This is a genomic window from Nocardia sp. GP40 (genome assembly GCF_050434125.1).
Lineage (GTDB): Bacteria > Actinomycetota > Actinomycetes > Mycobacteriales > Mycobacteriaceae > Nocardia > Nocardia albiluteola.
This window is the reverse complement of the sequence record NZ_JBNPVW010000021.1, coordinates 37,774-60,963: the sequence shown is the minus strand read 5'-3', so window position 1 is coordinate 60,963 and position 23,190 is coordinate 37,774. Positions and strand designations below refer to the sequence as shown.

22 protein-coding genes are annotated in these 23,190 nt (G+C 69.0%); 9 read left to right on the top strand and 13 right to left on the bottom strand.

All coding sequences use genetic code 11. The features are described 5' to 3' along the window. Window positions 1-44 precede the first annotated feature (44 nt). Complete coding sequence (locus ABH933_RS41095) at window positions 45-1,286, bottom strand: PucR family transcriptional regulator (protein ID WP_429427605.1); 1,242 nt, start codon at window positions 1,284-1,286, stop codon at window positions 45-47. Between the two features lie 248 nt (window positions 1,287-1,534). Here ABH933_RS41095 and ABH933_RS41090 point away from each other — a divergent pair, with 248 nt between their 5' ends. Next, on the top strand, window positions 1,535-2,671 hold the full coding sequence (locus ABH933_RS41090; RefSeq protein ID WP_429427607.1) for an esterase/lipase family protein: 1,137 nt from the start codon (window positions 1,535-1,537) through the stop codon (window positions 2,669-2,671). Window positions 2,672-2,874: 203 nt separating this feature from the next. Then, the gene (locus ABH933_RS41085) at window positions 2,875-4,179 is read left to right on the top strand and encodes a lipase family protein (RefSeq protein ID WP_429455279.1); all 1,305 of its coding nucleotides are present in this window, start codon (window positions 2,875-2,877) and stop codon (window positions 4,177-4,179) included. 121 nt (window positions 4,180-4,300) lie between these two features. Here ABH933_RS41085 and ABH933_RS41080 read toward each other — a convergent pair whose 3' ends face one another. Next, complete coding sequence (locus ABH933_RS41080; protein WP_429427611.1) at window positions 4,301-4,738, bottom strand: winged helix-turn-helix transcriptional regulator; 438 nt, start codon at window positions 4,736-4,738, stop codon at window positions 4,301-4,303. 66 nt (window positions 4,739-4,804) lie between these two features. Here ABH933_RS41080 and ABH933_RS41075 point away from each other — a divergent pair, with 66 nt between their 5' ends. After that, a complete protein-coding gene (locus ABH933_RS41075; RefSeq protein WP_429427613.1) occupies window positions 4,805-5,725 on the top strand; it encodes an NADP-dependent oxidoreductase in 921 nt (306 codons plus the stop codon). Between the two features lie 71 nt (window positions 5,726-5,796). On the opposite strand, the gene ABH933_RS41070 is transcribed toward ABH933_RS41075, so the two are convergent. The 3 genes from ABH933_RS41070 to ABH933_RS41060 form a co-directional block, all read right to left on the bottom strand. Further along, window positions 5,797-6,420 carry a TMEM175 family protein gene (locus ABH933_RS41070; RefSeq protein ID WP_429427615.1) on the bottom strand — a complete coding sequence of 208 codons (624 nt, stop codon included), beginning with the start codon at window positions 6,418-6,420 and terminating at the stop codon, window positions 5,797-5,799. A gap of 32 nt (window positions 6,421-6,452) precedes the next feature. Beyond that, the gene (locus tag ABH933_RS41065; protein WP_429427617.1) at window positions 6,453-7,997 is read right to left on the bottom strand and encodes a hypothetical protein; all 1,545 of its coding nucleotides are present in this window, start codon (window positions 7,995-7,997) and stop codon (window positions 6,453-6,455) included. Window positions 7,998-8,108: 111 nt separating this feature from the next. Further along, window positions 8,109-10,436 (bottom strand): tetratricopeptide repeat protein, encoded by a 2,328-nt coding sequence (locus ABH933_RS41060; RefSeq protein WP_429427619.1) that lies wholly within the window; start codon window positions 10,434-10,436, stop codon window positions 8,109-8,111. 313 nt (window positions 10,437-10,749) lie between these two features. Here ABH933_RS41060 and ABH933_RS41055 point away from each other — a divergent pair, with 313 nt between their 5' ends. Further along, entirely contained in the window at window positions 10,750-11,037 is a 288-nt protein-coding gene (locus ABH933_RS41055) for a hypothetical protein (protein WP_215923641.1), read from the top strand. Between the two features lie 49 nt (window positions 11,038-11,086). On the opposite strand, the gene ABH933_RS41050 is transcribed toward ABH933_RS41055, so the two are convergent. Beyond that, complete coding sequence (locus tag ABH933_RS41050) at window positions 11,087-11,713, bottom strand: DUF305 domain-containing protein (protein WP_429427621.1); 627 nt, start codon at window positions 11,711-11,713, stop codon at window positions 11,087-11,089. Window positions 11,714-11,796: 83 nt separating this feature from the next. Next, window positions 11,797-12,495, bottom strand: a complete 699-nt coding sequence (locus ABH933_RS41045; protein WP_429427623.1) for a hypothetical protein — start codon at window positions 12,493-12,495, stop codon at window positions 11,797-11,799. A gap of 110 nt (window positions 12,496-12,605) precedes the next feature. Here ABH933_RS41045 and ABH933_RS41040 point away from each other — a divergent pair, with 110 nt between their 5' ends. The 3 genes from ABH933_RS41040 (at window position 12,606) to ABH933_RS41030 (ending at window position 16,695) form a co-directional block, all read left to right on the top strand. Further along, complete coding sequence (locus tag ABH933_RS41040; protein ID WP_429427625.1) at window positions 12,606-14,060, top strand: MDR family MFS transporter; 1,455 nt, start codon at window positions 12,606-12,608, stop codon at window positions 14,058-14,060. Window positions 14,061-14,544: 484 nt separating this feature from the next. Beyond that, window positions 14,545-15,696, top strand: coding sequence for a class I SAM-dependent methyltransferase (locus tag ABH933_RS41035; protein ID WP_429427627.1), 1,152 nt, complete (start codon window positions 14,545-14,547; stop codon window positions 15,694-15,696). A gap of 147 nt (window positions 15,697-15,843) precedes the next feature. Beyond that, entirely contained in the window at window positions 15,844-16,695 is an 852-nt protein-coding gene (locus ABH933_RS41030; RefSeq protein WP_215923611.1) for a Bax inhibitor-1/YccA family protein, read from the top strand. A gap of 74 nt (window positions 16,696-16,769) precedes the next feature. Here the strand turns inward: ABH933_RS41030 and ABH933_RS41025 are convergent, their stop codons facing one another. Next, window positions 16,770-17,849 (bottom strand): Gfo/Idh/MocA family protein, encoded by a 1,080-nt coding sequence (locus ABH933_RS41025; protein WP_429427629.1) that lies wholly within the window; start codon window positions 17,847-17,849, stop codon window positions 16,770-16,772. A gap of 112 nt (window positions 17,850-17,961) precedes the next feature. On the opposite strand from ABH933_RS41025, the gene ABH933_RS41020 reads away from it, so the two are divergent. Together ABH933_RS41020 and ABH933_RS41015 are read left to right on the top strand one after the other, a co-directional pair. Continuing rightward, complete coding sequence (locus ABH933_RS41020; RefSeq protein WP_429427631.1) at window positions 17,962-18,549, top strand: TetR/AcrR family transcriptional regulator; 588 nt, start codon at window positions 17,962-17,964, stop codon at window positions 18,547-18,549. Between the two features lie 59 nt (window positions 18,550-18,608). Then, on the top strand, window positions 18,609-19,469 hold the full coding sequence (locus ABH933_RS41015; protein ID WP_429427633.1) for an alpha/beta fold hydrolase: 861 nt from the start codon (window positions 18,609-18,611) through the stop codon (window positions 19,467-19,469). A 37-nt stretch (window positions 19,470-19,506) separates the two neighbouring features. On the opposite strand, the gene ABH933_RS41010 is transcribed toward ABH933_RS41015, so the two are convergent. The 5 genes from ABH933_RS41010 to ABH933_RS40990 form a co-directional block, all read right to left on the bottom strand. Then, window positions 19,507-19,818, bottom strand: a complete 312-nt coding sequence (locus tag ABH933_RS41010; RefSeq protein WP_429427635.1) for a type II toxin-antitoxin system death-on-curing family toxin — start codon at window positions 19,816-19,818, stop codon at window positions 19,507-19,509. Then, window positions 19,818-20,015 carry an antitoxin Phd gene (locus ABH933_RS41005; RefSeq protein WP_215923616.1) on the bottom strand — a complete coding sequence of 66 codons (198 nt, stop codon included), beginning with the start codon at window positions 20,013-20,015 and terminating at the stop codon, window positions 19,818-19,820. Before ABH933_RS41005 ends, ABH933_RS41010 begins: the two co-directional genes overlap by 1 nt. Window positions 20,016-20,130: 115 nt before the next feature. Beyond that, window positions 20,131-21,351, bottom strand: a complete 1,221-nt coding sequence (locus tag ABH933_RS41000; RefSeq protein WP_429427637.1) for an acetyl-CoA C-acetyltransferase — start codon at window positions 21,349-21,351, stop codon at window positions 20,131-20,133. A 72-nt stretch (window positions 21,352-21,423) separates the two neighbouring features. Further along, entirely contained in the window at window positions 21,424-22,371 is a 948-nt protein-coding gene (locus tag ABH933_RS40995; RefSeq protein ID WP_429427639.1) for an SGNH/GDSL hydrolase family protein, read from the bottom strand. A gap of 215 nt (window positions 22,372-22,586) precedes the next feature. Next, on the bottom strand, window positions 22,587-23,066 hold the full coding sequence (locus tag ABH933_RS40990) for a hypothetical protein (protein WP_429427713.1): 480 nt from the start codon (window positions 23,064-23,066) through the stop codon (window positions 22,587-22,589). Window positions 23,067-23,190: the final 124 nt, after the last annotated feature.

Genomic DNA, 23,190 nt, shown 5'->3' with positions numbered 1-23,190 from the left:
CGCCCCTGTCGATCGGAAAGGCTACCTTTTGGCAAACCGTTTGACTATACGGGCCTACCTGCTGTTTTCGGGTCGGTGTCCGAAATGTGCTGAATGGTATGGCTACTTCGGTGCACGATGAGGGCGGCGGCCAGCAGCCGCGAGCCGTCGGGTTCGCCCGGGTCGGTTCCGGTCAGCTCCGCGATCCGGCGCAGCCGGTAGCTGAAGGTGTTGGGGTGGACGTGCATTTCGGCGGCGGCCGCCTTGCGGTCCGAGCCGTGCCGCAGGTGCGCGTCCAGGGTCTCGAGCAGGTGCGGGCTGCGCAGCAGCGGGGCGATGCGCCCGGCCAGCCGCTCGCGCGCCGGTCCCGGGCGGGTGAGCTGGTACTCCAGCAGCAGATCGTCCAGGCGGTAGGCGCCGGTAGGGCGGTTCAGCAACCGGGCCAGCTCGGCGAGTTCGGCGGCCAGGCGCGCGGCGTCGGGCACGGATTCGCGTGGCGCCGAGGGAATCTCGGCCAGGATCACGCTCGTGCCGAACTGGTCGGCGAGTTCGGTTGCCAGCCAGCCAGATTCGTCGGTGCCGGGCTCGGAATCGGCGGGCAGCAACGCGATTCCGTGCGATCCGTCGAAGGTGTGCAGGACCGCCGTGCCGGCCAGCTGATCGACGCTCTGCTGCAGCAGCCGGATGCGCCGCCGGGTGAGCAGCGTGGCCACCGCCGCGCGATGCTCGCCGGGCGGCAGCCCGATCGCCAGCACGGTGTAGCGCCCGGCCAGTGCAATGCCCGCCTGGGCGGCGAGTTCGGTCGCGGGGTGCCCGCGCAGCAGCGCCGCGCACAATGCCCGGCGGGCCTCGCGCTCGGCGTGGTAGATCGACCGCTCGACCTCGGCATACGACTCGACGGTGATCGTATTGATGTGCATGAGCAGCTCCAGCATGCGATCGCCGAAGTCGACGAGCTGATCGAGGTCCTCCGGATCGCTCAGCGCCACCGCCTCGCTCAGCACCTGCCGCGCCGAGGCGTGCACCGCCTCTACGAGCAGCCGCAGCGGAAGCCGGTCCTGCGCATGGCGTTCCACCGCCGGAACGATGAACTCCGCCACCTCCTCGTGGGTGAACGCGCGGCCCTGATCCACCGCATGCAGGAACGCGTGCGCGCAGCCGTGAATGACCGGGAGCACCTCGAGGAAATGCCCGTCGGGCAGGTCCGCGGCCGGCGGGGTCGAACCCAGCCCGGAGGCCAGGATGCGCTCGGCGATCTGTGGCAGGCGATCGAGCATGCGCACGGCGAGGGTGGGTGGCGGGGGCATGGGCCGATTGTTACCGGCGACAGTGCAGGCGGCAAGGGGAGCGCTCAGGGCGCCTGAACTTTGTTCCGCACGACAATGTCACCGCGGATACCTGCTCGCCCGAGTGCAGTGACACCGGCCGTTCCCCCGGATTAGCGTCGATTCGGGTCGATTCGGCGGGAATCGCGGTGTGACACCGGAATTGGCGGTTCATTCACTGCGGCAACGAATTTCGTGTACGGAGCGGCGGGGTTCGACGAAAGGTTGCAATGACGCACACAATGGGGCGCAGGGTATTCGGCGCGGCCGTGCTGGCCTGTGCCGCCGCATTGGGAATCACCGCGGGCGCGGGGGCCGGATACGCCGCGCCGCCGCCCCCGCCCACCGCACAGCAGTTCGCCGACTACCTGGCCGTGGGGACGCATGCGGACGCGGGGCGGTGGATTCGGCCGATCGTGGACACCGGTAGCGCGGGCCCGAGGCCCAGCTGGGCCTCGGACACGCTCGGCGCCGGCCCCGAAATGTCCTCCTACCTGGCCGCATTCGCCTACAGCCTGAGTCATCCCGACGCGGCGCCGCCGGGAGCGAACAACTGGGGATGCACGCCGAGCGCCGCACATCCGGATCCGATCGTGCTGGTGCACGGCACCTGGCTCGATGCCTACGACAGTTTCTCGGCCATGTCGCCGAGGCTGGCCCGCGCCGGATTCTGCGTCTTCGCCTTCAACTACGGGCGAAGCGGGCTGCTGGACGGCGGTGGTGTCGCCTCGGTGCTGCCCGGGCGTTACGGGGTCGGCCCCATCGAGAATTCCGCGCGCCAGCTCGGTGATTTCGTCGACCGGGTGCGCGCGGCGACCCACGCCGATCGGGTCGACATCGTCGCGCATTCGCAGGGGGCGCCGGTCACCGATCAATATCTGAAATTCGACGGCGGTACGGGCAGGGTGGCGCGGGTGATCAGCCTCGGCGGCACCCATCACGGCACCACTCTGCTGGGCATGGCGACGCTGGGACGGCTGCTGGATCGGCTCGGCGTGCCCATCTTCGGCTTCTACCGTCCGATCATCGGCCCGGCGAATGTGGAGCAGGCGGTCGGCTCGGACTTCCTGACCAGGCTCGGGGCGGGCGGCGACACCGTTGCGGGGGTCGCCTACACGGTCGTGGAATCGCGCTACGACGAGGTGATGAACCCGGTCGCCCTGGGCTACCTGCGCGCGGGCCCCGCCGCGACCGTGGACGACATCACGTTGCAGGACGGGTGCGGGCAGGATCTGTCCGACCATCTCACGATGATGTATTCGCCTCGCGCACTGTCGATCGTGCTGCACGCACTGGATCCGATAGGGCATCCCGGGCTGGTGTGCACATTCAATCCGTGGTTGGTCGGCGGCGGAGGTGGGTTGTGAGAAGCAACGAATACCGCAGCAGCACTTGGTTTTCCGTCAACTCGGTGTGCTCGGACCGGGCGGGCAGTGCGGCGACGGCGCATTCCGCCCGGTAACGCGCGTGGACGAGCGGGATCGTGGCGGCGGTGGCTCGTATGCGCTGCGAGGGCGGGTGTGAGTTGTGACGAGACGAACGGTGGTTGCCGGTGAGCGGAGAGACGCGAATGGGCGAGGGAGACAGAGTGCGCGGCGCTCGGCGTGGTGACCGTGTGTGGCCGCTGCGTCCGGACCGGGACCCGTTCTATCGCACGCCCGGCGGATTCGAGCGGCTCGAGCCCGGCGCGCTGCTGCGCAGTCGTGAGGTGGAGCTGGCGATGTTCGGTGTTGTCCCACTGCGGGTCTCGGCGTGGCAGCTGCTGTACCGCAGCGTGGATCTGCACGGCGCTCCCGAGGTCGCGGTGACCACGGTGCTGCTGCCCCGGGGCGCGAATCCCGCCCGGCCGCGGCCGCTGGTGTCCTATCAGTGCGCGATCGATGCCATTGCACCGCAATGCTTTCCATCCTATGCGCTGCGCCGCGGTGCCAGGGCGCTGGGGGCCGTGCCGCAGCTGGAGGTGCCGCTGATCACCGCCGCGCTGGCCCGCGGCTGGGCGGTGTCGGTGCCGGATCACGGCGGCCTGGGCGGGCACTTCGGGGTGCCGCGTGAGCCCGGTTATCGCGCGCTGGATGGGATCCGGGCCGCCCTGGGGTTCGGGCCGCTCGGCTTGAATTCGCGGACACCCGTTGCGCTGTGGGGGTATTCGGGCGGTGGGCTGGCCACGGCCTGGGCGGCGGAGCTCGCCGCGGGGTACGCGCCGGAGCTCCGGATCGTCGGCGCCGTGGCCGGGTCTCCGGTGGGCGATCCGGGCGCGGCCTTCGTCCGCCTGAACGGCACCCCGTTCGCCGGATTCGCCATGGTCTTCCTCGCGGGTCTGCGGCGGGCCTATCCGCGGTTGGACGCGATCCTGCTCGCGCATCTGCGCCCGTCGTATCTGGAGCTGCTCGCGAAAGCCGAAGTGACGCCGACCCTTCCGCTGCTCGCACGGCTGGCCGGGCGCGATGTCGATCGGCACTGCGAACCCGGTCTGGCTGCGCTGCTGGACCTGCCGGATATGCGGGAGGTGATCGCGGACATCCGGCCCGGCGACCTGGCCCCGGCGATGCCGATGCTGGTGTTGCAGGGCGTGAACGACGAGGTGATCGCCGTCGCCGACGTCGATGAGCTGGTGCGTCGCTACCTGCGCGCGGGGGCGCGGGTGCGGTACGTGCGAGACCGTCTCAGCACCCATCTTCCCTTGCAGTTCATCGGGATTCGGGCGATGGCCGACTGGATCGGTGACCGTTTCGCGGGCATTCCCGCGCCGGAGGGAACTGACACCGTGTGGTCGGTGGTGGCCTCGCGCCGCGCTGTCCGCGAGCCCGGTCGGCGGCTACGGCCCGGCGCCAGGATACCGACCCGTCGTCAACGCGCGTATCAACCCTGGGGGTAGGCCTCGGGCCGAATCCGCGGCGGCCACGTCGATCGCCATGTGGCCACTCGGCTCGTAGGTTCCCCGGTCATGCGACGTTCTCGTCGCCGAGTTCCGCAATGAGTGTCGCTCCGGCGCGCTGCTAGTTGCCGCGGTGTGCGACGGGTGCCGGTGAGCCGACCTCGCGCGCATCGAATTCGGCACGGGCGGTGAGCATTTCGTCGCGATGGTCGACGGTCCACATGCCCATGGCGTGGGTGATGTTGCCCAGGTCGAGGCCGAGCGCGGTGAGGGAATACTCCACGCGCGGCGGGACGGTCGGGTATACGGTGCGCTGGACCAGGCCCTCGCGCTCGAGGCCGCGCAGCGTCTGGGTGAGCATCTTCTGGGTGATTCCGTCCAGGCGGCGGCGCAGCACGTTGAATCTGACGGGCTCCTCGCTCAGGCGCAGCACGCCGATCACCAGCAGCACCCACTTGTCGGCGAGCAGGCCGAGCAGTTCGCGGGCCGGGCAGCGGTGCAGGTAGCTGTCGACGAGGTCGTTCTCGTCGATCCAGTGCGGGGCGCAAGCGGTATCCATCGGGTACCTCGGTATCTAATTAGTGCCTACTTTCCAATGGTTACCAAGCATCGCAGAATCGCTGTCATGCGAGCAATCAGTCAGAACACATTCGGTGGCCCGGACGTCCTCGAGACCGTGGAGATCCCCCGCCCGCAGCCCGGCCCCGGGGAGGTGCTGGTCCGGGTCGCGGCGACCTCGGTGAATCCGGCCGACTGGAAGATCCGGGCCGGATACCTGCGGGACCGGCTGGGGGAGCCGCCGCTCACCCTCGGGCTCGACGTGGCGGGCACCGTGATCGAACGCGGCGAGGAGGTGACCGGGCTCGAGCGCGGCGACGAGGTCTTCGGCGTCTTCATGAGCCGCTTCGGAGCCTATGCGGAATACGCTGTGGTACCGGCGAATACGCTCGCGATCAGGCCCGCAGGGCTGGATGCCGTGCAGGCCGCGGCCCTGCCGACCGCCGCCCTGACCGCCTGGCAGGCGCTGGCAAATCTGCGTGCCGGGCAGCGGATCCTGATCCACGCGGCCGCCGGTGGCGTCGGCCATGTCGCGGTTCAGATCGCCAAGGCCCGGGGCGCCTCTGTGATCGGCACCGCCCGCGCGGTCAATCACGACTTCCTGCGTTCGCTCGGCGCCGACGAGCTGATCGATTACACCACGGTCGATTTCGCGGAGGTGGTGCGCGAGGTGGACGTCGTACTGGACTTGATCGGCGGCGATTACGGGCAGCGGTCGTTGCGCACGTTGCGCGCGGACGGCGTCTACTTCGACACCCAGGGCTCGGACGCGGAGGGCGACCCGCGGTACGTCCGCGTCTATATGGATCCCAACAGTTCGGACGCCCGCGAGGTCGGAACCCTTGCCGCGCAGGGAAAACTGCGGATCGAGATCGAGCGCGTGATGTCGCTGGCCGACGTCGCGGAGGCGCACAAGCTCAGCGAATCCGGCCGGGTGCGCGGCAAGATCGTGCTGGTGCCGTGGGAGGACGGCGGCGCGTCAGCGTGAGACGAAACCTATCGGCCACCTCGTGAAACACAAGCCATCCCGGGTAACTTGTGGATAACTACTGCTCCCGGCTACGCGAAGGATGAAGACCTGTCCTGAGACACCGGTGCCAGCGGCAGGTGCTCGAAGGAGTAGTAGAACGAGAGCAGGCCGAACATGATCAGGGCGGCCAGCGGCTCCCACAGCGCCAGCGCGGTGGCCAGGACGTAGACGACCGCGCCGACGCAGAAGCGAAACGTGGCTACGCGCAACGCATGCCGGTCGATTCGTGCGTTGAGGATGCCCGGCCGCAGCACCGCGTAGAACCACACGCCGCTGAATCCGGCCGCCATGGCGATCATCACCAGGCCGTAGACGAATGCGCCCGTCGCGGTGTCCCCGCCGTGCAATTCGTGGCCCAGCAGCTGGCCGAGCATGTCGGTGGGGAACGGCACCAGCACCACGGCCATGAGCAGCAGCAGATTCAACAGCTGCAGCGGCCGATCGGCCCGCGCCACGTGCCGGAACATGGCGTGGTGGTTCATCCACATGATCCCTACGTTCAGGAAGCTGACCGCGTAGGCGAGCAGGGACGGCCACATGTGCAGCAGCCCCGAGCGCAAATTCCCCTCGGGCGTGTGGAAATTGAGTACGAGCAGGGTGATGGCGACGGCGAACACCCCGTCGCTGAACGCCTCAGTACGGCCAGTATCCATGCGTAAAGTCTGGCCTATGATCCCCCGGCGTGTTAACGGTACTCCGCGAGGCGGGGCCGCACGCCCAGGTAGACCGCCACGGTGATGAGGGCGAACAGCACGTAGGACAGCCAGGTCGCCCAGCCGCTCAGCGCGTCGATGCCCGCGGGGATCGACGTGTCGAAGGCGTGCTGGTTGATCCCGATCAGGATGTCGAGCTGGGAGTTGAAGGCGTCGAAGTCGCCGTCCGAGGAGCCGGGCTGCGGGTTGGTGTCGAACGAGATCGCCTGCCGCAGGTCGGTGGCCGCGTCCGCGCGCAGGGTGTGGTCGTCCGCCTGGTAGGCCCGGTAGGCGTCCACCGTGGCCTTCGCCGCATCGCCCTCGCCCGCGAAGGTGATGTTGTGCAGTTCGTCGCCGAACAGGCCGCCGAACGCCGCGCCGTGCCCGCCGTCGACCGCGTCCACGCCGGTCACCAGCGCCGGATAGTACTGCGGCAGTGCGTAATACTGGGTTTGCGTGGGCATGCCCAGCTGCACCAGCCGCTGCGACTTGCTCAGGAACGCGTTCTGATAGTCCCGGGCCCGGGCGGGATCGGCCAGGTACCGGCTCTCGTCGGCGTTGGCGTCGTAGCCGATGGCGCGGGCCTGCTCGAGCGACAGCAGCGAATCGAAGGCGTCCTGTTTGGCCGTCCGCAGCTGACTCTCGGCCTGCGCGGTCGCGATCGCCCCGCCGATCACCATGGCCAGCGCCAGCGCGGTGGCCACCAGCAGTGCCGGGTTGAGCCATCGGCGCATCATCAGCCGCAGCATGATCTGCAGCCCGATCAGCGCCACGAACAACACCAGGGCGAAGATCGCCAGCCACCTGCCCGAGATCGCCGCACTGTGCCGGGTCGAGGCGTAGGCGGTCTGCAGCACGGTGCTGTTCTGATCGGTGAGAATCTGTGTCTCCCTGAGCATCCCGGCGTTCATGTCGGTTGCCTGCTGGTACTGGCTCAGGATGTCGGCCGAGGGGTGTCCGGCGGGGTTGTGCCCGGAGCTCTCCAGGAGTTCGATATTCGCGACCAGCGCCTGATACTGGCCGAACTGGTCGAGCAGATTGTTGACGGTGTCCTTGGCGCCGGCGTCGTTACCGGCGATGGCGGTGGCCTGCTGCAGGTCCCGGTCGGCCTGTGTGCGGCGCTGTTCGTAGGTGGTCAGCGCGTAGGTGCGGGTATCGGACAGGGCCGAATCGTCGCCCACCAGCAGCAGATTCGTGGTCTGGGCGTCCATGTCCCCGAGCGCGGAGGCAAGATCCTGGCTCGCGGCGACGCCCGGCGCGGTCTCGTGGCCCAGTGAGTCGATGCCGTTGCGCAGCGCGCTCGCGCCCAGGGCGACGGTCAGGGCCGTGGCGAACGCGGCGATCACCGCCACCACGGCGAGCAGCCGGATCCAGGCCGGGCGGTCCGAACGTTCGGGTAGTCGGTCCCTGGCCGTGGAGAGCGCTCCGCGCCGGGCGCTCGGGGCATCGGGGCGGACCTGGGTCGCGGTCGCAGCTCCGCTTCGCTCCGCTGCGACCGTTGGTGCTGTGCCCGTGGTTCCCTCGCTTCGCTCGGTCACGGTCGCGCTCCTGTCGATATGCTCGTATTGACCTGTGCTCCACTGGTATCGGGCAGATGCTCGGGGACTGCCTGCATAACGTTTCCCTCGTGGTGATTGCCGGCGCGGGCGTCAGATCCAGCTCAGCGGCCGGATGTCGTTGGCGCGGTTGACCAGATCCCGGCGGCTGCGTTCGTCGGTGGAGAGCCGGGCCAGCGTCCGGTACTGCGATTCCAGGGCACGGCGCAGGGCCCGATCGTTCATCGGGCAGTCCAGAATCTGCACGGCGCTCGCGGCTCCGCGCTGCTGCGATGCCAGTGTGCGGGCGGCGTCCAGTACCTGGATTCCGAAGTGCGCCTTGCGCTCCGGATCCAGGTCGAGTTCGCCCAGCCGCTGCCCGGCCACCACCAGATACTGCTCGGTCGCGGCCTGCACTCGGATGCGGACCGCCGCCAGGCGGGCCGGGACGAAATAGCTCGAGGTCTCCGGCACCGACTCCACCGCCGCGATTGCCCCCTCGAAATCGCGCTGCGCCAGCAGGGTTCGCGCCAGCCCGAAGGCGGCGCTGGGATAGCTCTGGTCGGTACCCCACACCAGCCGGTACAGCCGCGCGGCGGCGGCCGGGTCGCCCGCGCACTCGATCGCCGCGGCCAGGGCCAGCTTCGGCGCCGCCTCGCCGGGCAGCAGATCGTAGGACTCGTCGAAATGCGTCCGCGCGGTGCTGAAGTCACCGCTGTTGAGCGCGGCCAGGCCGCGATGCCAGCCGATCCGCCAGTCCGCCGCCTCGGTCTCCTCGAGGCCGTCCAATTCGGCGACGGCGGTGGCGGTGTCGCCCGCCTCCAGGCGGGCCCGCACCAGGGCCAGGCCCACCTCGTAGGTCTGGATCGGGGCGGCGGTCAGCATCGCGACCACCCGGGCCGGGTCACCGCCGCCGGCCGTGGCCAGCCAGCGCGCGGCCGGGTCGGCCGAATCCACCAGCGGCACCGGCAGAGTCCGCGTCACAGCGGCCGGGGCCAGCGGCGCGGGCCAGTTCCGGGGTTCGGCCCCGAATACCCCGCGCTCGGCGCTGAACACTGTGGACAACGCCGGATGGGCCACGCCCTCCTGCGCCGCCACCACCTCGCGCAGCACGCCGGTGAGCTGTTCGGCCATCTCCGTCGCGGAGCCGAAGCGATCGTCCGGATCGGGCGCGGTGGCGCGGCGTAGCAGCCGCTCGAGCGAGGGATGCTGTTGCAGCACGGGCACATCCACCGTCGGCGGAATATCGTGCACGTACCGCTTGCGGTAGTCGAAATTGAAGGTCAGCACCGCCAGGGTGCGCCCGATGGTGTACAGATCGGATTCGATCGAGGCGCCCTCGTCCTCGAGTTCCGGCGCGCAGTAGCCGTCGGTCTTGAAGCCCACGCTGTCGTCGTCGTCCACCCGGCGCACCGCGCCCAGGTCGATCAGCTCCAGCCGTTCCTCGCACTGAATGACGTTGTCCGGCTTGAAGTCGCAGTACAGCAGGCCCAACGAGTGCAGGTACCCTATGGCGGGCAGGATCTCGAGCATGTAGGCCAGCCCCTGTGCGGGCGGCAGGGGTTCGAGCTGCCCGGAGCCGTTTCGCTTGGAGCGCAGCTCCTTCAGGGAGGCGCCGCCGACGTACTCCATGACGATGTAGCCGACCAGCTCCCCGCTGCGCGGATCGGGGTGCTGCACGAAGTTGTAGATCTTGACGATATTCGGATGTTCGACGGTGGCCAGGAACTGCCGCTCGGCCACCGCGGCCGCCATCGCATCGCTGTCGCCGCTGTCCAGCAGGCCCTTGAGCACCACCCAGCGGTCGCTGACATTGCGGTCGCGCGCCAGATAGATCCAGCCCAGGCCACCGTGGGCCAGGCAGCCCAGTACCTCGTACTGCCCCGAGACCAGATCGCCCGGGGACAGCTTGGGCGTGAAGGAGAATCCGGCCCCGCAGTGCGCGCAGAAACCCTCGCTGCGGCCCGCGCGGCCATCATGCCCGCGGCCGACCTCGTTGCCGCACCGGCTGCAGAACCGGTCGCGCTCGGGTACCTGCGGATCGGTCATGATCGCGGTCGAGGGATCCCGATACGGCACCGGGGCGATCGTGACGAGTCCGGCGCCGAGGTGGCCGCGGCTCGATCGCGAGGTCCGGTTCGAGCGGGAGCGGCTGGATCCGCGCCGGGTCGAGCGGCGCGAGATGCCGGACGAGGCGCCCGCGACCGTGGCGGAGCGGGGGGTGGAGGCTGATCGGGCCGCGGCGTCCTCGGGAGCCAGGCCGCAGACCGTGCAGTAGCCGTCCTCGATGACGCCGGAACAGCCCGGCTGTTCGCACCGCGCGACCGCGGCGGGGGAGGCGCCGGCGCCGGGCGCCACCGGTTGTTCGGGAGCGAGCCCGCAGACGTCGCAATACCCCTCCCGGATCGTGCCTGTGCACTCCGGTTGCTCACACCGCGTCATCGCCGCCCACCCGAAACCGTTCGCTGCTGCCGCCGTGTGGAACTCGTCCCCACCCGGTACCGCACATGCTGCCAGAGGCCGCCGTAAACAATCCATAAATATTTCGCGAAGGGAATTCCCACCGTTGGAGGGCGTTTCGGCCGCTCCGTTACCGGCCGATCTTGTGTGTCTGCCTGCGCGATGGGGGGCAAATGCGGTTCAATGATCGTGATCGACGAGTTCTTCCTGCTTGCTCCCGCCGTTTGCACAGTTCGCCCGGGCGGGTGGTCACGCCAGCATCACCTCAGCATCCGAGAGGACAACGAACGTGAGCATGGTTCTCGCCGCACATGAGATGTACACGACGGTGTTGGCCCAGGTCGGCAACCCCACCCCGGAGACCCCGCCGGCGGCCGACAAGCTGCTCAAGCTGGTCCGGTACTTCACCTGGTTCGTGCTGCTGTCCGGCGTCACCGCCGTGACCTACGGCGGCGGCCGCTTCGCCTGGGAGAAGTGGAGCGGCGGCAACCTGGAGTCGCCGAAGATGGTGGCGGGCGCGATGATCGGCGGCGGCGTCGCCACCAGCGCGGGCACCATCATGAACGCCGTCATCGGCAGCTGATCCGCTCGAATGGGGTCCCCCGCCGGCCGGGGGACCCCATTGGCATGCGTCAGTGCTGGTTCAACATGCCCTGCATCTGCTGGATCTCGGCCTGCTGCGCGGTGATGATGTTGTGCGCCAGCGTCTTTGCGTCGGGATTCACCCCGCCCGCCAGCTCCGTGTCCGACATGGTGACCGCGCCCTGATGGTGCTCGATCATCATCTTCAGCCACATGGTGTCGAAGGCCGTGCCGGTCGACTTCTCGAGCGCGGTCATCTGATCCTGTGACATCACCCCGTCCATGGGGTGATCCATGGTGGCCGTCGGCGCGGGCTTGCCGAAGCTCTTCAGCAGGCCCGCGAACTGCGTCATCTCCGGTGACTGCGCCTTCTCGATATTCGCCGCCAGGGTGATCAGCTGCTGATTCTGTGACCGGCTCGGCACCAGCTTCGCCATCTCGACCGCCTGCGCGTGATGTGGGTACATCATGTCGAGGAAGGTGACGTCGGCGGCGTTGAAATCGGTACGGGCCGACGCCGTCGAGCTCGCGCTCGGCTGGCTCATGCCGGGCATATCGGCCATTGGCGTCATCGTGCCGCTGCCGGACCCGCCGGAGCTGCTGCTGCAGCCCGCGATGAGCAGTGCGGCGGCGATTCCGGTGCCGGCGAGGGTGATTCGGGTGCGCGAACTGAACATGGTTGTACTCCTTGGTGATTGCGGATTCTGTGTGTGCGGGGGACCCGCATCCGCGTGCGTGCACACGCCGATGCGGCGGTCCATCAGATCCGCAGAATCGACAATTCGGCCAGGGAGGGCATCGTCCACGGCGGCGGACGGGCGCGCCTGGACAGCCAGCGGGGAGCGGGGCGCGCGGAATCGGCTGTGCGTCCGGAGATCCGGCCCAGCAGCGCCAGGCCCAGGAGCAGGGTGAGCGCGGTCAGGATGAACACGCAGGCATGCATCTCGGCCATCGTCATCCCGCAGCCGCCGCAGTCGCAACCGTGCGTGGCACCCATTCCCGCCATCGCGCGCATCGGCACAGCCGGGGCTGCGCTCGGCGTCGTCGCGTGCGAATCCGGTATCACTCGTGGCGCTTTCGCCATCGCCCGGGAGGAGATCGGCGGGGAGGGGTGCGTGCCCGCGAGCGCTGTCGCGGTTGCGGGTTGTGCGCGTGACCCGCCCGGCCGAGCGGGGCCGAGAAGCGAGGTATCGGGTTGTGTGTCGGATATCACCCGGGCGGCCACTGCGGACGCCATCGCCGAGCCGGGCCTGCCGGCCATCGGCATCGCGGCATCCTCGGCGGTGGCCGAACCGGCCACGGACGATGCGGTAATCGACTGTCCCGCAACGTATCCAGCGTGCATCATGCGCGTGGGCATGAGGGCGACGATGTGCATGACCAGCACGCCCGCGAGCAGTGCCCAAAGACCCAGCGCCCGGACGTATCCGGGTGCGGAGGTCTGGCGCCGATCGATCACGGGGACAGTGTAGCGATCTTTTAATACCCCCTCCAGGTATACCCCGGAATAGCCCCATCGGCGGCGCGTTGAACTTCCATGTTGAAGTAAATGCGAGCCAGAGGGACTGCGTGAGCACCGCCACAAATAAATCCGCCCCATCCGCGACCGCCGCCGTCGGCTTCCGCTCCGAACGCGGCCCGATCCTGATCTCCCTGATGCTGGCCAGCGCACTGGTGGCCCTGGACTCCACGATCATCGCCACCGCGGTGCTGACCATCACCAAGAGCCTCGGCGGTTTCGCGCAATTCCCCTGGCTGTTCTCGATCTACCTGCTGGCGCAGGCGGTGACGGTCCCGATCTACGGCAAGCTCGCCGACACCTTCGGGCGCAAGCCGGTGATGCTTTTCGGCATCGCGGTGTTCGCGCTCGGCTCGCTGCTGTGCGGGCTGGCGACAAGTATGGTGGCGCTCATCGTCTTTCGGGCGATACAGGGTGTCGGCGCCGGGGCGGTGCAGCCGATGTCGATGACGATCGCGGGCGATATCTACACCCTCGAGGAGCGCGCCAAGACGCAGGGCTACCTGGCGAGTGTGTGGGCGCTGTCGTCGGTGCTGGGGCCGCTGCTGGGCGGCGTCTTCTCCGAGTACCTGAGCTGGCGCTGGATCTTCTTCGTGAACCTGCCGCTGGCCGCGCTGGCGGCCTGGATGCTGCTGCGTAGCTTCCGCGAGACCGCGCCGCGCACCCGCCATCGCATCGACTATCCGGGCGCCGCGCTGCTCACCCTCGGCGTCGGGGCTGTCATCCTCGCCGTGCTCGAGGGCGGGCAGGCGTGGGCGTGGTCCTCGCCGATCAGCGTCGTGCTGTTCGTCGGGGGTGCGGCGGCACTGGTGCTGTTCGCGCTGGTGGAGCGGCGCGCGGAGAATCCGGTGCTGCCGCTGTGGACGTTCAGTCGCAGAATTATCGTGGCCAGCAGCCTGATCTCGGTGCTGGTGGGCGCGATCATGCTCGGCCTGACCTCCTACGTGCCGACCTATGCCCAGGGCGTGCTGGGCGTGGACGCGCTGATCGCGGGCCTGACCGTGGGCGCGCTGACCCTCGGCTGGCCGCTGGCCGCCTCGCAGTCGGGCCGGGTGTACCTGCGGTTCGGCTTCCGGACCTCCGCGCTGCTCGGCGGCGGCCTGGCGACCCTCGGCGGGGCGTCGTTGCTGCTGCTCGGCGCGCACTCGTCGCTGGTCGAGGTGGCCGCGAGCTGTTTCGCGATCGGTATCGGCATGGGCCTGACCGCCAGCCCGACTCTCATCGCCGCGCAGAGCAGCGTCGAGTGGACCGAGCGCGGCGTGGTCACCTCGAACAACATGTTCGCCCGGTCGATCGGCAGCGCGGTGGGCGTCGCGATCTTCGGCGCGCTGGTGAACGCGCGGGTCGGCCACGCCGCCCATCCCGCGCCCGCGGCACTGGCCTCGGCGGTGCACTGGGTGTTCCTGGGCGTGGCCGCGATGGCGCTGGTCATGGCGATCGCGGCCGTCGGCATGCCGAAGGGCCGGGCGACGACCACCCCCGAACCCACCCCGATCACGGACTGACCCAGCCACGGGTGCGGCGGCTCCGAATACCGTGTGGTGCTCGGTGGATGCCACAGCCTGCCGGGCACTGCTCGGATACGACCGACGCCGATGCCGACAGGGCATTGAGCCGCCAGGGGTGCATCGGCGTCGGCCCGGGGGACATGCGCCGCGTGTGTGTGGTCCGCGCGCGTTTCACGCCCGCGATGGTCGAGCCGTGTGGTAGTCCGGCGTGCGACGGCAGCGTGCTGGCTTGATCCGCAGTGGCGCAAAGGATCTGCGTTGACGCCATCTGAAACAATCCGACCGTTTCGGGCAAATCGACTGGGGCAGGGACTGTTTCGGCGCTAGGGCTGTCAAGAACCTATTGAAGCCGACGAGCAACCGGTCAGCAGTGCGGTTCGAGCCTGGTCAACCGCACGTTGTTACGCGTGGTGCGAGTGGGGGAAGGGATAACTACCGGGGTGGGCGCGACGTTTCGGCAACGATCTAGCACACTGTAGGTGTGCACGAGGTCGACGACATACTGGGCCGTTTGCGGCGCCACCCCGACGTGGAAGCGGTGAATCTCTACGCGGTCGACGCCGCGGACCGCTTGATTCTCGATGTCGCCGCCGATGCCCTCGCCGCGGCGGGGGACGGCCGGGTCGCGGTCGTCGACGACGGGTACGGCGCGCTCACCCTCGGCGCCGTTGCCGCCCACGACCTGCACGGGGTGCGGGTGCACCAGGACCTGCTCACCGGCGAACTGGCCCTGGCCAACAACGCCCGCACGGTCGGACTCGCCGATCGCTACACCCCCGGCGCGCTCGATCGCGAATTGTTCACGGGCGTAAGGGTGGTGCTGCTGCGGCTGCCGCGGGCGCTGTCCGGATTGGCCGAAATCGCCGACGCCATCGCCCGATACGCTGATCCCGACGTGCAGGTATTCGCCGGCGCCAGGGACAAATATCTCACCCCGGCGATGAACGACGTACTGGCCGAATCCTTTTCGTCGGTGCAGGCTAGCCGGGGGCGGCAGAAGTCGCGGATCCTGACCGCGTGCGAGCCCAAATCCCTGGGCGACCCGCCGTTTCCGATTCGCAAGCGACTGGACGAACTGGATCTCGAGGTGGTTGCGCACGGCGCGGCCTTCTCCGGTCCGCGCCTGGACATCGGCACCCGTTTCCTGATCGAACACCTGCGGCGCATGAAGCCCGACGCGCGCGAGGCGATCGATCTCGGTTGCGGCACCGGCATTCTGGCCGTCGCGCTCGCCAGGGCCCGCCCGCACGTGAGCGTGGTCGGCACCGATCAGTCCGCGGCCGCGGTCGCCTCGGCCCGGGCCACCGCGGCCGCCAACGGCGTCGCCGATCGGGTCCGGATCCTGCGGGACGACGCGATGTCCGCGCTCGCTGACCACAGCGCCGATCTGGTCCTGTGCAACCCGCCCTTCCATGTCGGTGCGGCGGTGCACACCGGCTCGGCGATCAAGATGTTCAGCGAGACCGGGCGGGTGCTGCGCCCGGGCGGCGAGCTGTGGACGGTTTACAACTCGCACTTGAACTATCGCGGCGTGGTGGAACGAGTCGTCGGCACGACCGACGTGGTCGGGCGTAATCGAAAGTTCACCGTTACCAGGTCGGTTCGGGGTTTGCGCGGGTCCGGTACGCAATAGCGTCCGGGGTGGGCGCGAATTCCGGACGGTAGAGTCGGATTTGTCCGCTTTCTGTTCGGTTGGGAACTTGTGTTCCAGGCCGGACGTTGGATACTCAGAACGGCCCACGATCGCCGTGGGTTGCGACTTCCGGAAAGGCCGAGAACGGTGCGCACTTCCAGCAACCCGATCTTCAGAAATCTGCCGCAGCAGCAGCGCGGCGGCTACGCGGGGTTCGGTACGCCGCCCGCCGGCGCCGGACAGTTCGACCAGTACGGCCAGCCGTATCCGCAGCAGCCCTATCAGCCCTACCAGCAGGTCCCGGCCACCCGGCCGATGACCATCGACGACGTGGTGACCAAGACCGGCATCACGCTCGGCGTGGTCACCGTCATGGCGATCATCTCCTATGCCCTGACCGCCATGAACAGCGCGCTGGCCGGGCCCCTCGCGGGCATCGGCGCCCTGGTCGCGTTCGTGCTGGTCATGGTCGCGAGCTTCGGCGGCAAGCAGGACAACCCGGCCCTCGTGCTGAGTTACGCCGCCTTCGAGGGCCTGTTCCTCGGCGCGATCTCGTTCGTGTTCACCAACGTTCAATTCCGGGGTGTCGGCGGCGGCGGGCTCATCGCCCAGGCGGTGCTCGGGACATTCGGTGTGTTCTTCGGCATGCTCGTCGTCTACAAGACGGGTGCGATCCGCGTCACGCCGCGCTTCACCCGGATGGTGGTCGCGGCCATCATCGGTGTGGTCGTGCTGATGCTCGGCAATCTGGTCGCAAGCTTCTTCCATGCGGGCGGCCTCGGCCTGCGCGACGGTGGCCCGATGTCGATCGTGTTCAGCCTGATCGTCATCGGCATCGCGGCATTCAGCTTCCTGCTCGACTTCGACGCGGCCGACCAGCTGATCCGCGCCGGCGCCCCGGAGCGCGCGGCCTGGCGGGTCGCCCTGGGCCTGACGGTCACCCTGGTGTGGCTGTACCTCGAGATCCTGCGCCTGCTGAGCTACCTGCAGCGCAACTAGCCGACTGCTCCCGACTCGAACGGGTGGTCGCCGGAAATCCGGTGACCACCCGTTTTGTATGTCCGCCCCGCCCGCTACGCGATGTCCCGGGCCACTGCGCCGGTCGCGGACTCTTCGATGGCGGCGAGCAGCCGGTGGTGGCGCAGGGCGGCCTCGAAGCTGGGATTCGCTTGCCGGCCTTCGGCAATGGCCCGGGCGACCTCCCGGTAGAGGGCTGCGATATTGGCCGGTGGCCCGGATCGGACGCCGGCGGGGACGGTGCGGTATGCGTCGGGCACGGCCAGGGTTTCCTCGCCGATCCGGATGTCCCAGTCGCCCCAGTGGATGAATGTCCCGGGCTGGGCAGGGGTGGCCGTCAGTGCTCCGTCGCTGCCGACGATCTCGAGGCGGAACCCGTACCGGGCGGGTCCGTTGCCGCCGTGCACCGCGACCGACGCGGTGGCGCCGCCGGCCAGCCGTCCGTGCAACAGCACGTGGCTCGCGGTGGCATTCGGCACGGTTCGCTCCGTCCCGGTGACGAGCACGCGATCGTGCGTGCGGGGCAGCCGCGCGGAGACCTGCCTCAATGGGCCGGCGACCCGTTCGAGCGTGGCGAGGAAGTGGCCGGCCATGATGCTCAGGATGTTGGTTCCCTCCGCGGGATCGAGGCCGAACACCAGGTCGGGCGGTATCCGGCTGCCGCCCCAGGGAGAGCCCTCCGCCACCAGCGCGACGGATTCGAGCGTGCCGATCCGGCCGTCGGCCAGGAGGTCCGCGGCGAAGCGGGCGCTCGGGGAATGGTGGCCCTGCAGGACGATCGCGTGAACGACGCCGGCGGCGGTGGCGGCCTCGGTCAGCTCGGCCGCCTCGCCGGCGTCGATGCCCAGCGGCCACTCGGACACGACGTGCTTGCCGGCATCGAGCGCCGCCCTGATCGCGGCGGCATGCCCGGAGGCCTTCACCGAGACGACGACCAGGTCGACCTCGGGGTGCCTGACGAGTTCGGCGGCTCCGGCGAAGGCGTGCCGCGTGCCGTGGGCGGCGGCCGCCCGCTCTGCGCTGGCTCGGTTGGTGGTCGCGACCGCGGTCACGTCGAACTCCTCGAGCGCCGCGAGCGCGGGCAGGTGCGAGCCGTCCGCCCAGCCGCTGGCCCCGACAACTCCGACTCGGATCATGCGCACTCCTTAGTTGTGTACCTTTCGGTATGAAACTAGGGGCCCGGATGTCTCGGCGCAAGGGGTAATGTACCGATAGGTAAGAAACTATGGAGATAGCCCGGAGGACGACATGCCCGGCGGACGCCCACGCTCATTCGACGCAGACGCCGCACTCGACAGCGCGCTGGAGGTGTTCTGGCGGTACGGCTACGAGGGCACGTCGCTGACCGACCTGACCGCTGCGATGGGCATCAACAAGCCCAGCCTCTACGCCGCCTTCGGCAACAAGGAGGAACTGTTCGGCAGGGTCCTGGCCCGCTACCTCGACGGCCCTGGCGGATACGCCGCCGAGGCGCTGGAGGCGCCCACCGTCCGCGAGGTCGTCGAGCGGCTGATCCACGGGGCGGTCGACCTGACCGCGGGGGAGAATACGCCCCACGGTTGCTTGTGCGTCAAGACCGTTCAAGCGGGTGGACCCGATGCGCGCGCTGTCCGTCGGGACGCCGTCGCGGTCCGCAAGGCCGGCGAGGCGGCGCTGCGTCGGCGTCTCGAGCAAGCCACCGACCTGCCGTCCCGCCAGGAACCGGCCGCGCTGGCCGCCCTCATCCACACGATCTCCGACGGCATCGCCGTCCAGGCCGCGGCCGGGCGCAGTCATGCCGAGCTGCGGCAACTCGGCGACTCCGCGCTACGCGCCCTGCTGGGCGAGGGCGCGTAGCCCCGTCGCACCTACACCTGCGGACCCGTATCCGTTCGTTCACGGGTAATTTCGCAGGCATGCCCGGAATTCAGCCCAGTACCCAGCCGCCGGCCCGCAGCGCGGATCATGCGTCGCCCACCGGTGCGCTCCGATCATGGGCGCGGGCTCGGGACGGCGTTCGCATCGCGTACCAGGTTGCGGGCAAGGGCTTCCCGCTGCTGCTGATCGCCGGGCAGTCCAATAATCACCACTGGTGGGACGGCATTCGCGACGACTTCCACGACACCCATCGCACCATCACCCTCGACTACCGCGGCACCGGCGACAGCGACAAGCCCGACATCGTCTACAGCACACCGGGATTCGCCGACGATGCCATCGCGGCCCTGGACGATCTGGGCATCGACCGAGCCGACGTATACGGCACCTCGATGGGCGGGCGGGTCGCGCAGTGGGTCGCGGCGCGCCACCCCGATCGAGTGCGTGCACTGGTACTCGGCTGCACATCCGCCGGCGGTAAGCACAGCATCGAGCGCGGCAGCGACATCCGCCACCTGCTCGCCGACCCGGCCACCTCTCACCAGACGCTGCTGGACCTGATGTACACCCCCGACTACCTGGCCCGCACCACCGGTCCGTACCAGACCCTCGGCGATCCGGACATGCCGTCCTATGCCCAGCGCCGCCATTTGATCGCGAGCCATCGCCACGATGCCTGGGACGCGCTGCCCGACATTGCCGCCCCCACCCTCGTCATCCATGGCGCCGACGACCGCTTCAACCCCGCCGCCAATGCCCCGCTCATCGCCGAGCGCATCCCGGGCGCGCAAGTCCGGTTGATTCCGGGCGCGCGGCATGCCTACTTCGAGGAATTCCGTTCCGTCGCAAGCCCTTTGGTGAAGAAGTTCCTGGCCCGAGTCGATCGGCAGCAGGCCTGAAGCCGCCGCGCCATCGCGTCCCGTCTCGGCCGCGACATCAGAGTTCTTCTGCGGCGAACTGTCTCAAATGCTCCGCAGTGGTTGTCACGTCGTGCATTCCCTGGCATACACCCAGGACGAATTGCTCCGCTGTGTCCACGTTGAAGTCGGCATCCAACGGGTGGCCGTTGAGGGCCAATGATTCCATCAACGCCGCAGCCTTGGTCCACACGTCGGGATAGGCATCCTGGCCGAAGACGCTCGATTGTGGCCGCGCCAAGGCGGAGTCGAGGAGCCCGTAGTCTCGGACTTCGTCCGTACCAAGCCGTTTCGCCAGATTCAGCAGTTCCTGCAGTGTCAGGTACTGCATCAGGCGAGTCTCCGGTTCAGCTCCTCACTGACCCGTAGGACATGTTCGGCCGCCTCGTTGAACACGCGCGCCCGCTCATTGATCGCGGTGATCACCGCATTGTGCACAAATACCTGCATGCTGACCCCCTCCGCTTCGGCACGCTCACGCAAGGAGGTCAGTTCCTCCTCGCTGAACCTCACGTTGAGACCTGCCATCACTCGATGGTACCGAATGGTACCGCGTAGTGCTGACTGGTTTCACGCCTCAGCCCGGCGATGCGGCCCCCGGCTGCCGTGGCTACACCGAGGGCCGGACCGACTGTCGGGACGATCAGCTGAGGCGCTCGATCACCATCGCCATGCCCTGGCCACCGCCGACACACATGGTCTCCAGACCGAACTGCTTGTCGTGGGTCTGGAGGTTGTTGATCAGGGTGGCGGTGATGCGGGCGCCGGTCATGCCGAACGGGTGGCCCAGGGCGATCGCGCCGCCGGAGACGTTCAGCCTGTCCAGGTCCATCTTCAGCTCGCGGGCCGAGCCCAGCACCTGCACCGCGAACGCCTCGTTGATCTCGTAGAGGTCGATGTCGTCGATGGTCTTTCCGGCCAGCTTCAGCGCCTTGCGGACCGCCTCGATCGGGCCCAGGCCCATGATCTCGGGCGACAGGCCGGACACGCCGGTGGACACGATGCGCGCGAGCGGGGTCAGGCCCAGCTCCTTGGCCTTGGTGTCGCTCATGACGACCAGCGCGGCGGCGCCGTCGTTGAGCGGGCAGGCGTTACCGGCGGTGATGGTGCCGTCGGGGCGGAACACCGGCTTGAGCTGCGAGATCTTCTCGTAGGTGGTGCCCGCGCGGGGGCCGTCGTCGGTGGTGACGACGGTGCCGTCCGGCAGCGTCACCGGGGTGATCTCGCGCTCGAAGAAGCCCGCCTTGATGGCCTCCTCGGCGCGGTTCTGCGACCGCACGCCCCAGTGGTCCTGGTCCTCGCGGGAGATGCCGGTGTACTGGGCGACGTTCTCGGCGGTCTGGCCCATCGCGATGTAGATGTCGGGCAGCTCGCCGCTCTCGCGCGGGTCGGCCCAGCGGTCCGAGCCGGCCTCGCTGCGCTTGGCGGTGCGGGCCTCGGCCTCGCCGAACGTGCCGTTGTGGGTGTCGGGCCAGCCGTCGGAGGTGCCCTTCGGGAAGCGCGAGACGGTCTCGACGCCGGCGGAGATGAACACGTCGCCCTCGCCCGCCTTGATCGCGTGGAAGGCCATGCGGGTGGTCTGCAGCGAGGAGGAGCAGTAGCGGTTCAGGGTCACGCCGGGCAGGAAGTCGTAGCCCAGCTGGGTGGCCACGACCTTGGCCATGTTGAATCCGGCCTCGCCGCCGGGCTGGCCGCAGCCCAGCATCAGGTCGTCGATCTGATGCGGGTCCAGCGCGGGAACCTTGTCCAGGGCGGCTCGGACCATCTGGGTCGCGAGATCGTCCGGACGCATGCTGACCAGGGAACCCTTGCCGGCGCGCCCGATGGGGGAGCGGGCGAACGAAACGATGACGGCCTCGGGCATGAGGACTCCTTTATCGGACGGTGAACGACCAAGCGGCCGTTCGGTACACACGAGTGGAATTCTCCTCCGAATTTACGTCGCACCTGTCGGCCGAGGAACACCCGGTATGCCTCCGATGTCCGAACCGGCCGTGAGGTGTGACACTCGGCCGACGCTTCCGGCCCGGACAGGCCGCGGGTCCGCGGGCCGGGATTCGTGGTCGGTGAGTTCGCGCAGGACCGCGGGGAGCAGGTGCCCGGCCGCGAGTTCGTATCCGGCGGCCGAGGGATGGAAGCCGTCGGCGGAGAACAGGGCCTCGGGGGCGCTGCGGAAGTCGCGGCCGAGCAGATCCCCGATGCGGACGGGATATCCGCCCGCACTCCGGGTCGCAGCCGCCTGCGCCCGTGCCAGGCGCGTACTCCACCCATGCACCAGGGTGCGCAGCGGCTGCGGAATGGCGATGACCGTGCCGAGATCCGGGCAGGTGCCGACCACGACGACGCTGCCCGCCTCGTGCAGCCGCTGCACCGCCTGCCGCAGCCGGTGCGCCGAGCGCGATACCGAATGCTTCTTGGTGACGTCGTTGGCGCCGACGAGGATCACCGCGACATCCGGTGGCGGACCCGCGACGAACATCGCATCCACCTGTCCGGCAAGGCCTTTGGAGGTAGCCCCGGAGATCGCCTTGGTGCTCAACCGGATTCGCCGGCCCGTCGTGTCGGCCAGGCCGCGCGCGATCCGGACCCCCGGAACCTCATCGGGGGTGCCGCAGCCGACGCCGGCCGCGGTGGAATCGCCGAAGATCATCAGGTGGACGTCGAACCGCACACCGATACGCCATGATTCGGGCTCTCCGCAGCCGGCCGTATACACCCCGTCGGCCTCCGGCGGCTTGGCGGTGTCGCGGCCGATGGCGGTGCGCGCCGAGCGGGCCTGCGCCATCAGCAGGCGATAGGTCGCCCACCACGCGGTGCCCGCGCTGGACCCCGCCGCCACCGTCGCGACACCGGTGACCGCGAGCGTGCGCCATGTGCGCGTCATCGTCAACGACCTCCTGGGTATCGCTGGATCTGTGTTCGCACCGGACGCCATGAGGAACGTTCACCTCCGCACATCGGTTCCCGGTGACGGTGTGCGGCAGCCGCCGGACAGGTGGCGGATGCGGGCCGCGCCGCGTACAACCGCCGGATTTCCCAAAAACGCACCCCTGACCCGGCTTTCGGGTATGGGGTGCGTTTGTCCGTGACGACCTCGGCTCAGTGGCCCGGGGGCGGCGGTGAACCCGGGACGACGAAGGTGGCGTGCGTGGGCACGCTCAGGTTGTTGGTGCTGACGGTGACATCGATGGTGCCCGGTCCGGTGTTCTGGTAGAGGGCATACAGGATGCTGCCGTAGATGCCCGCGACGACGTTCACCCCCCACTGGCCGACCGCGCCGGTGTTCAGATTGCGCCACGCGACCGTGGTCTGCACGTTGCACAGCGGTGCGAGCGGATAGGAACCGGAGCCCAGGCCCGCGATGGGCTGGGCCTGGATGTTGATCACCGCCCGGCCGCCGTAGTCGGGGCTGGTGTCGGCCCAGGTCCGGATGTTCCCGCCACACAGTCCGCCGTAGAACAGGCTGGTGGTCTGGGGGAATTCGGTGGTCTGTGCGCCCGCCACGGCGGACGACGCGATCGCCGTCGTGGCCCCGACGGTTCCGAGCACGGCTGCGATACTGCGGGCACTCTTCGGCATCCTCACGCCGCAGATGATAGGCCCCCGGAGCCTCGTGTGCTCGAAGGGAAATCGGACCGGCGTCGCGCGAATTCGCTCATCGGATGCGAGAACCGTCCGGGGGCGCGTGGGATTGTTCAGCTAC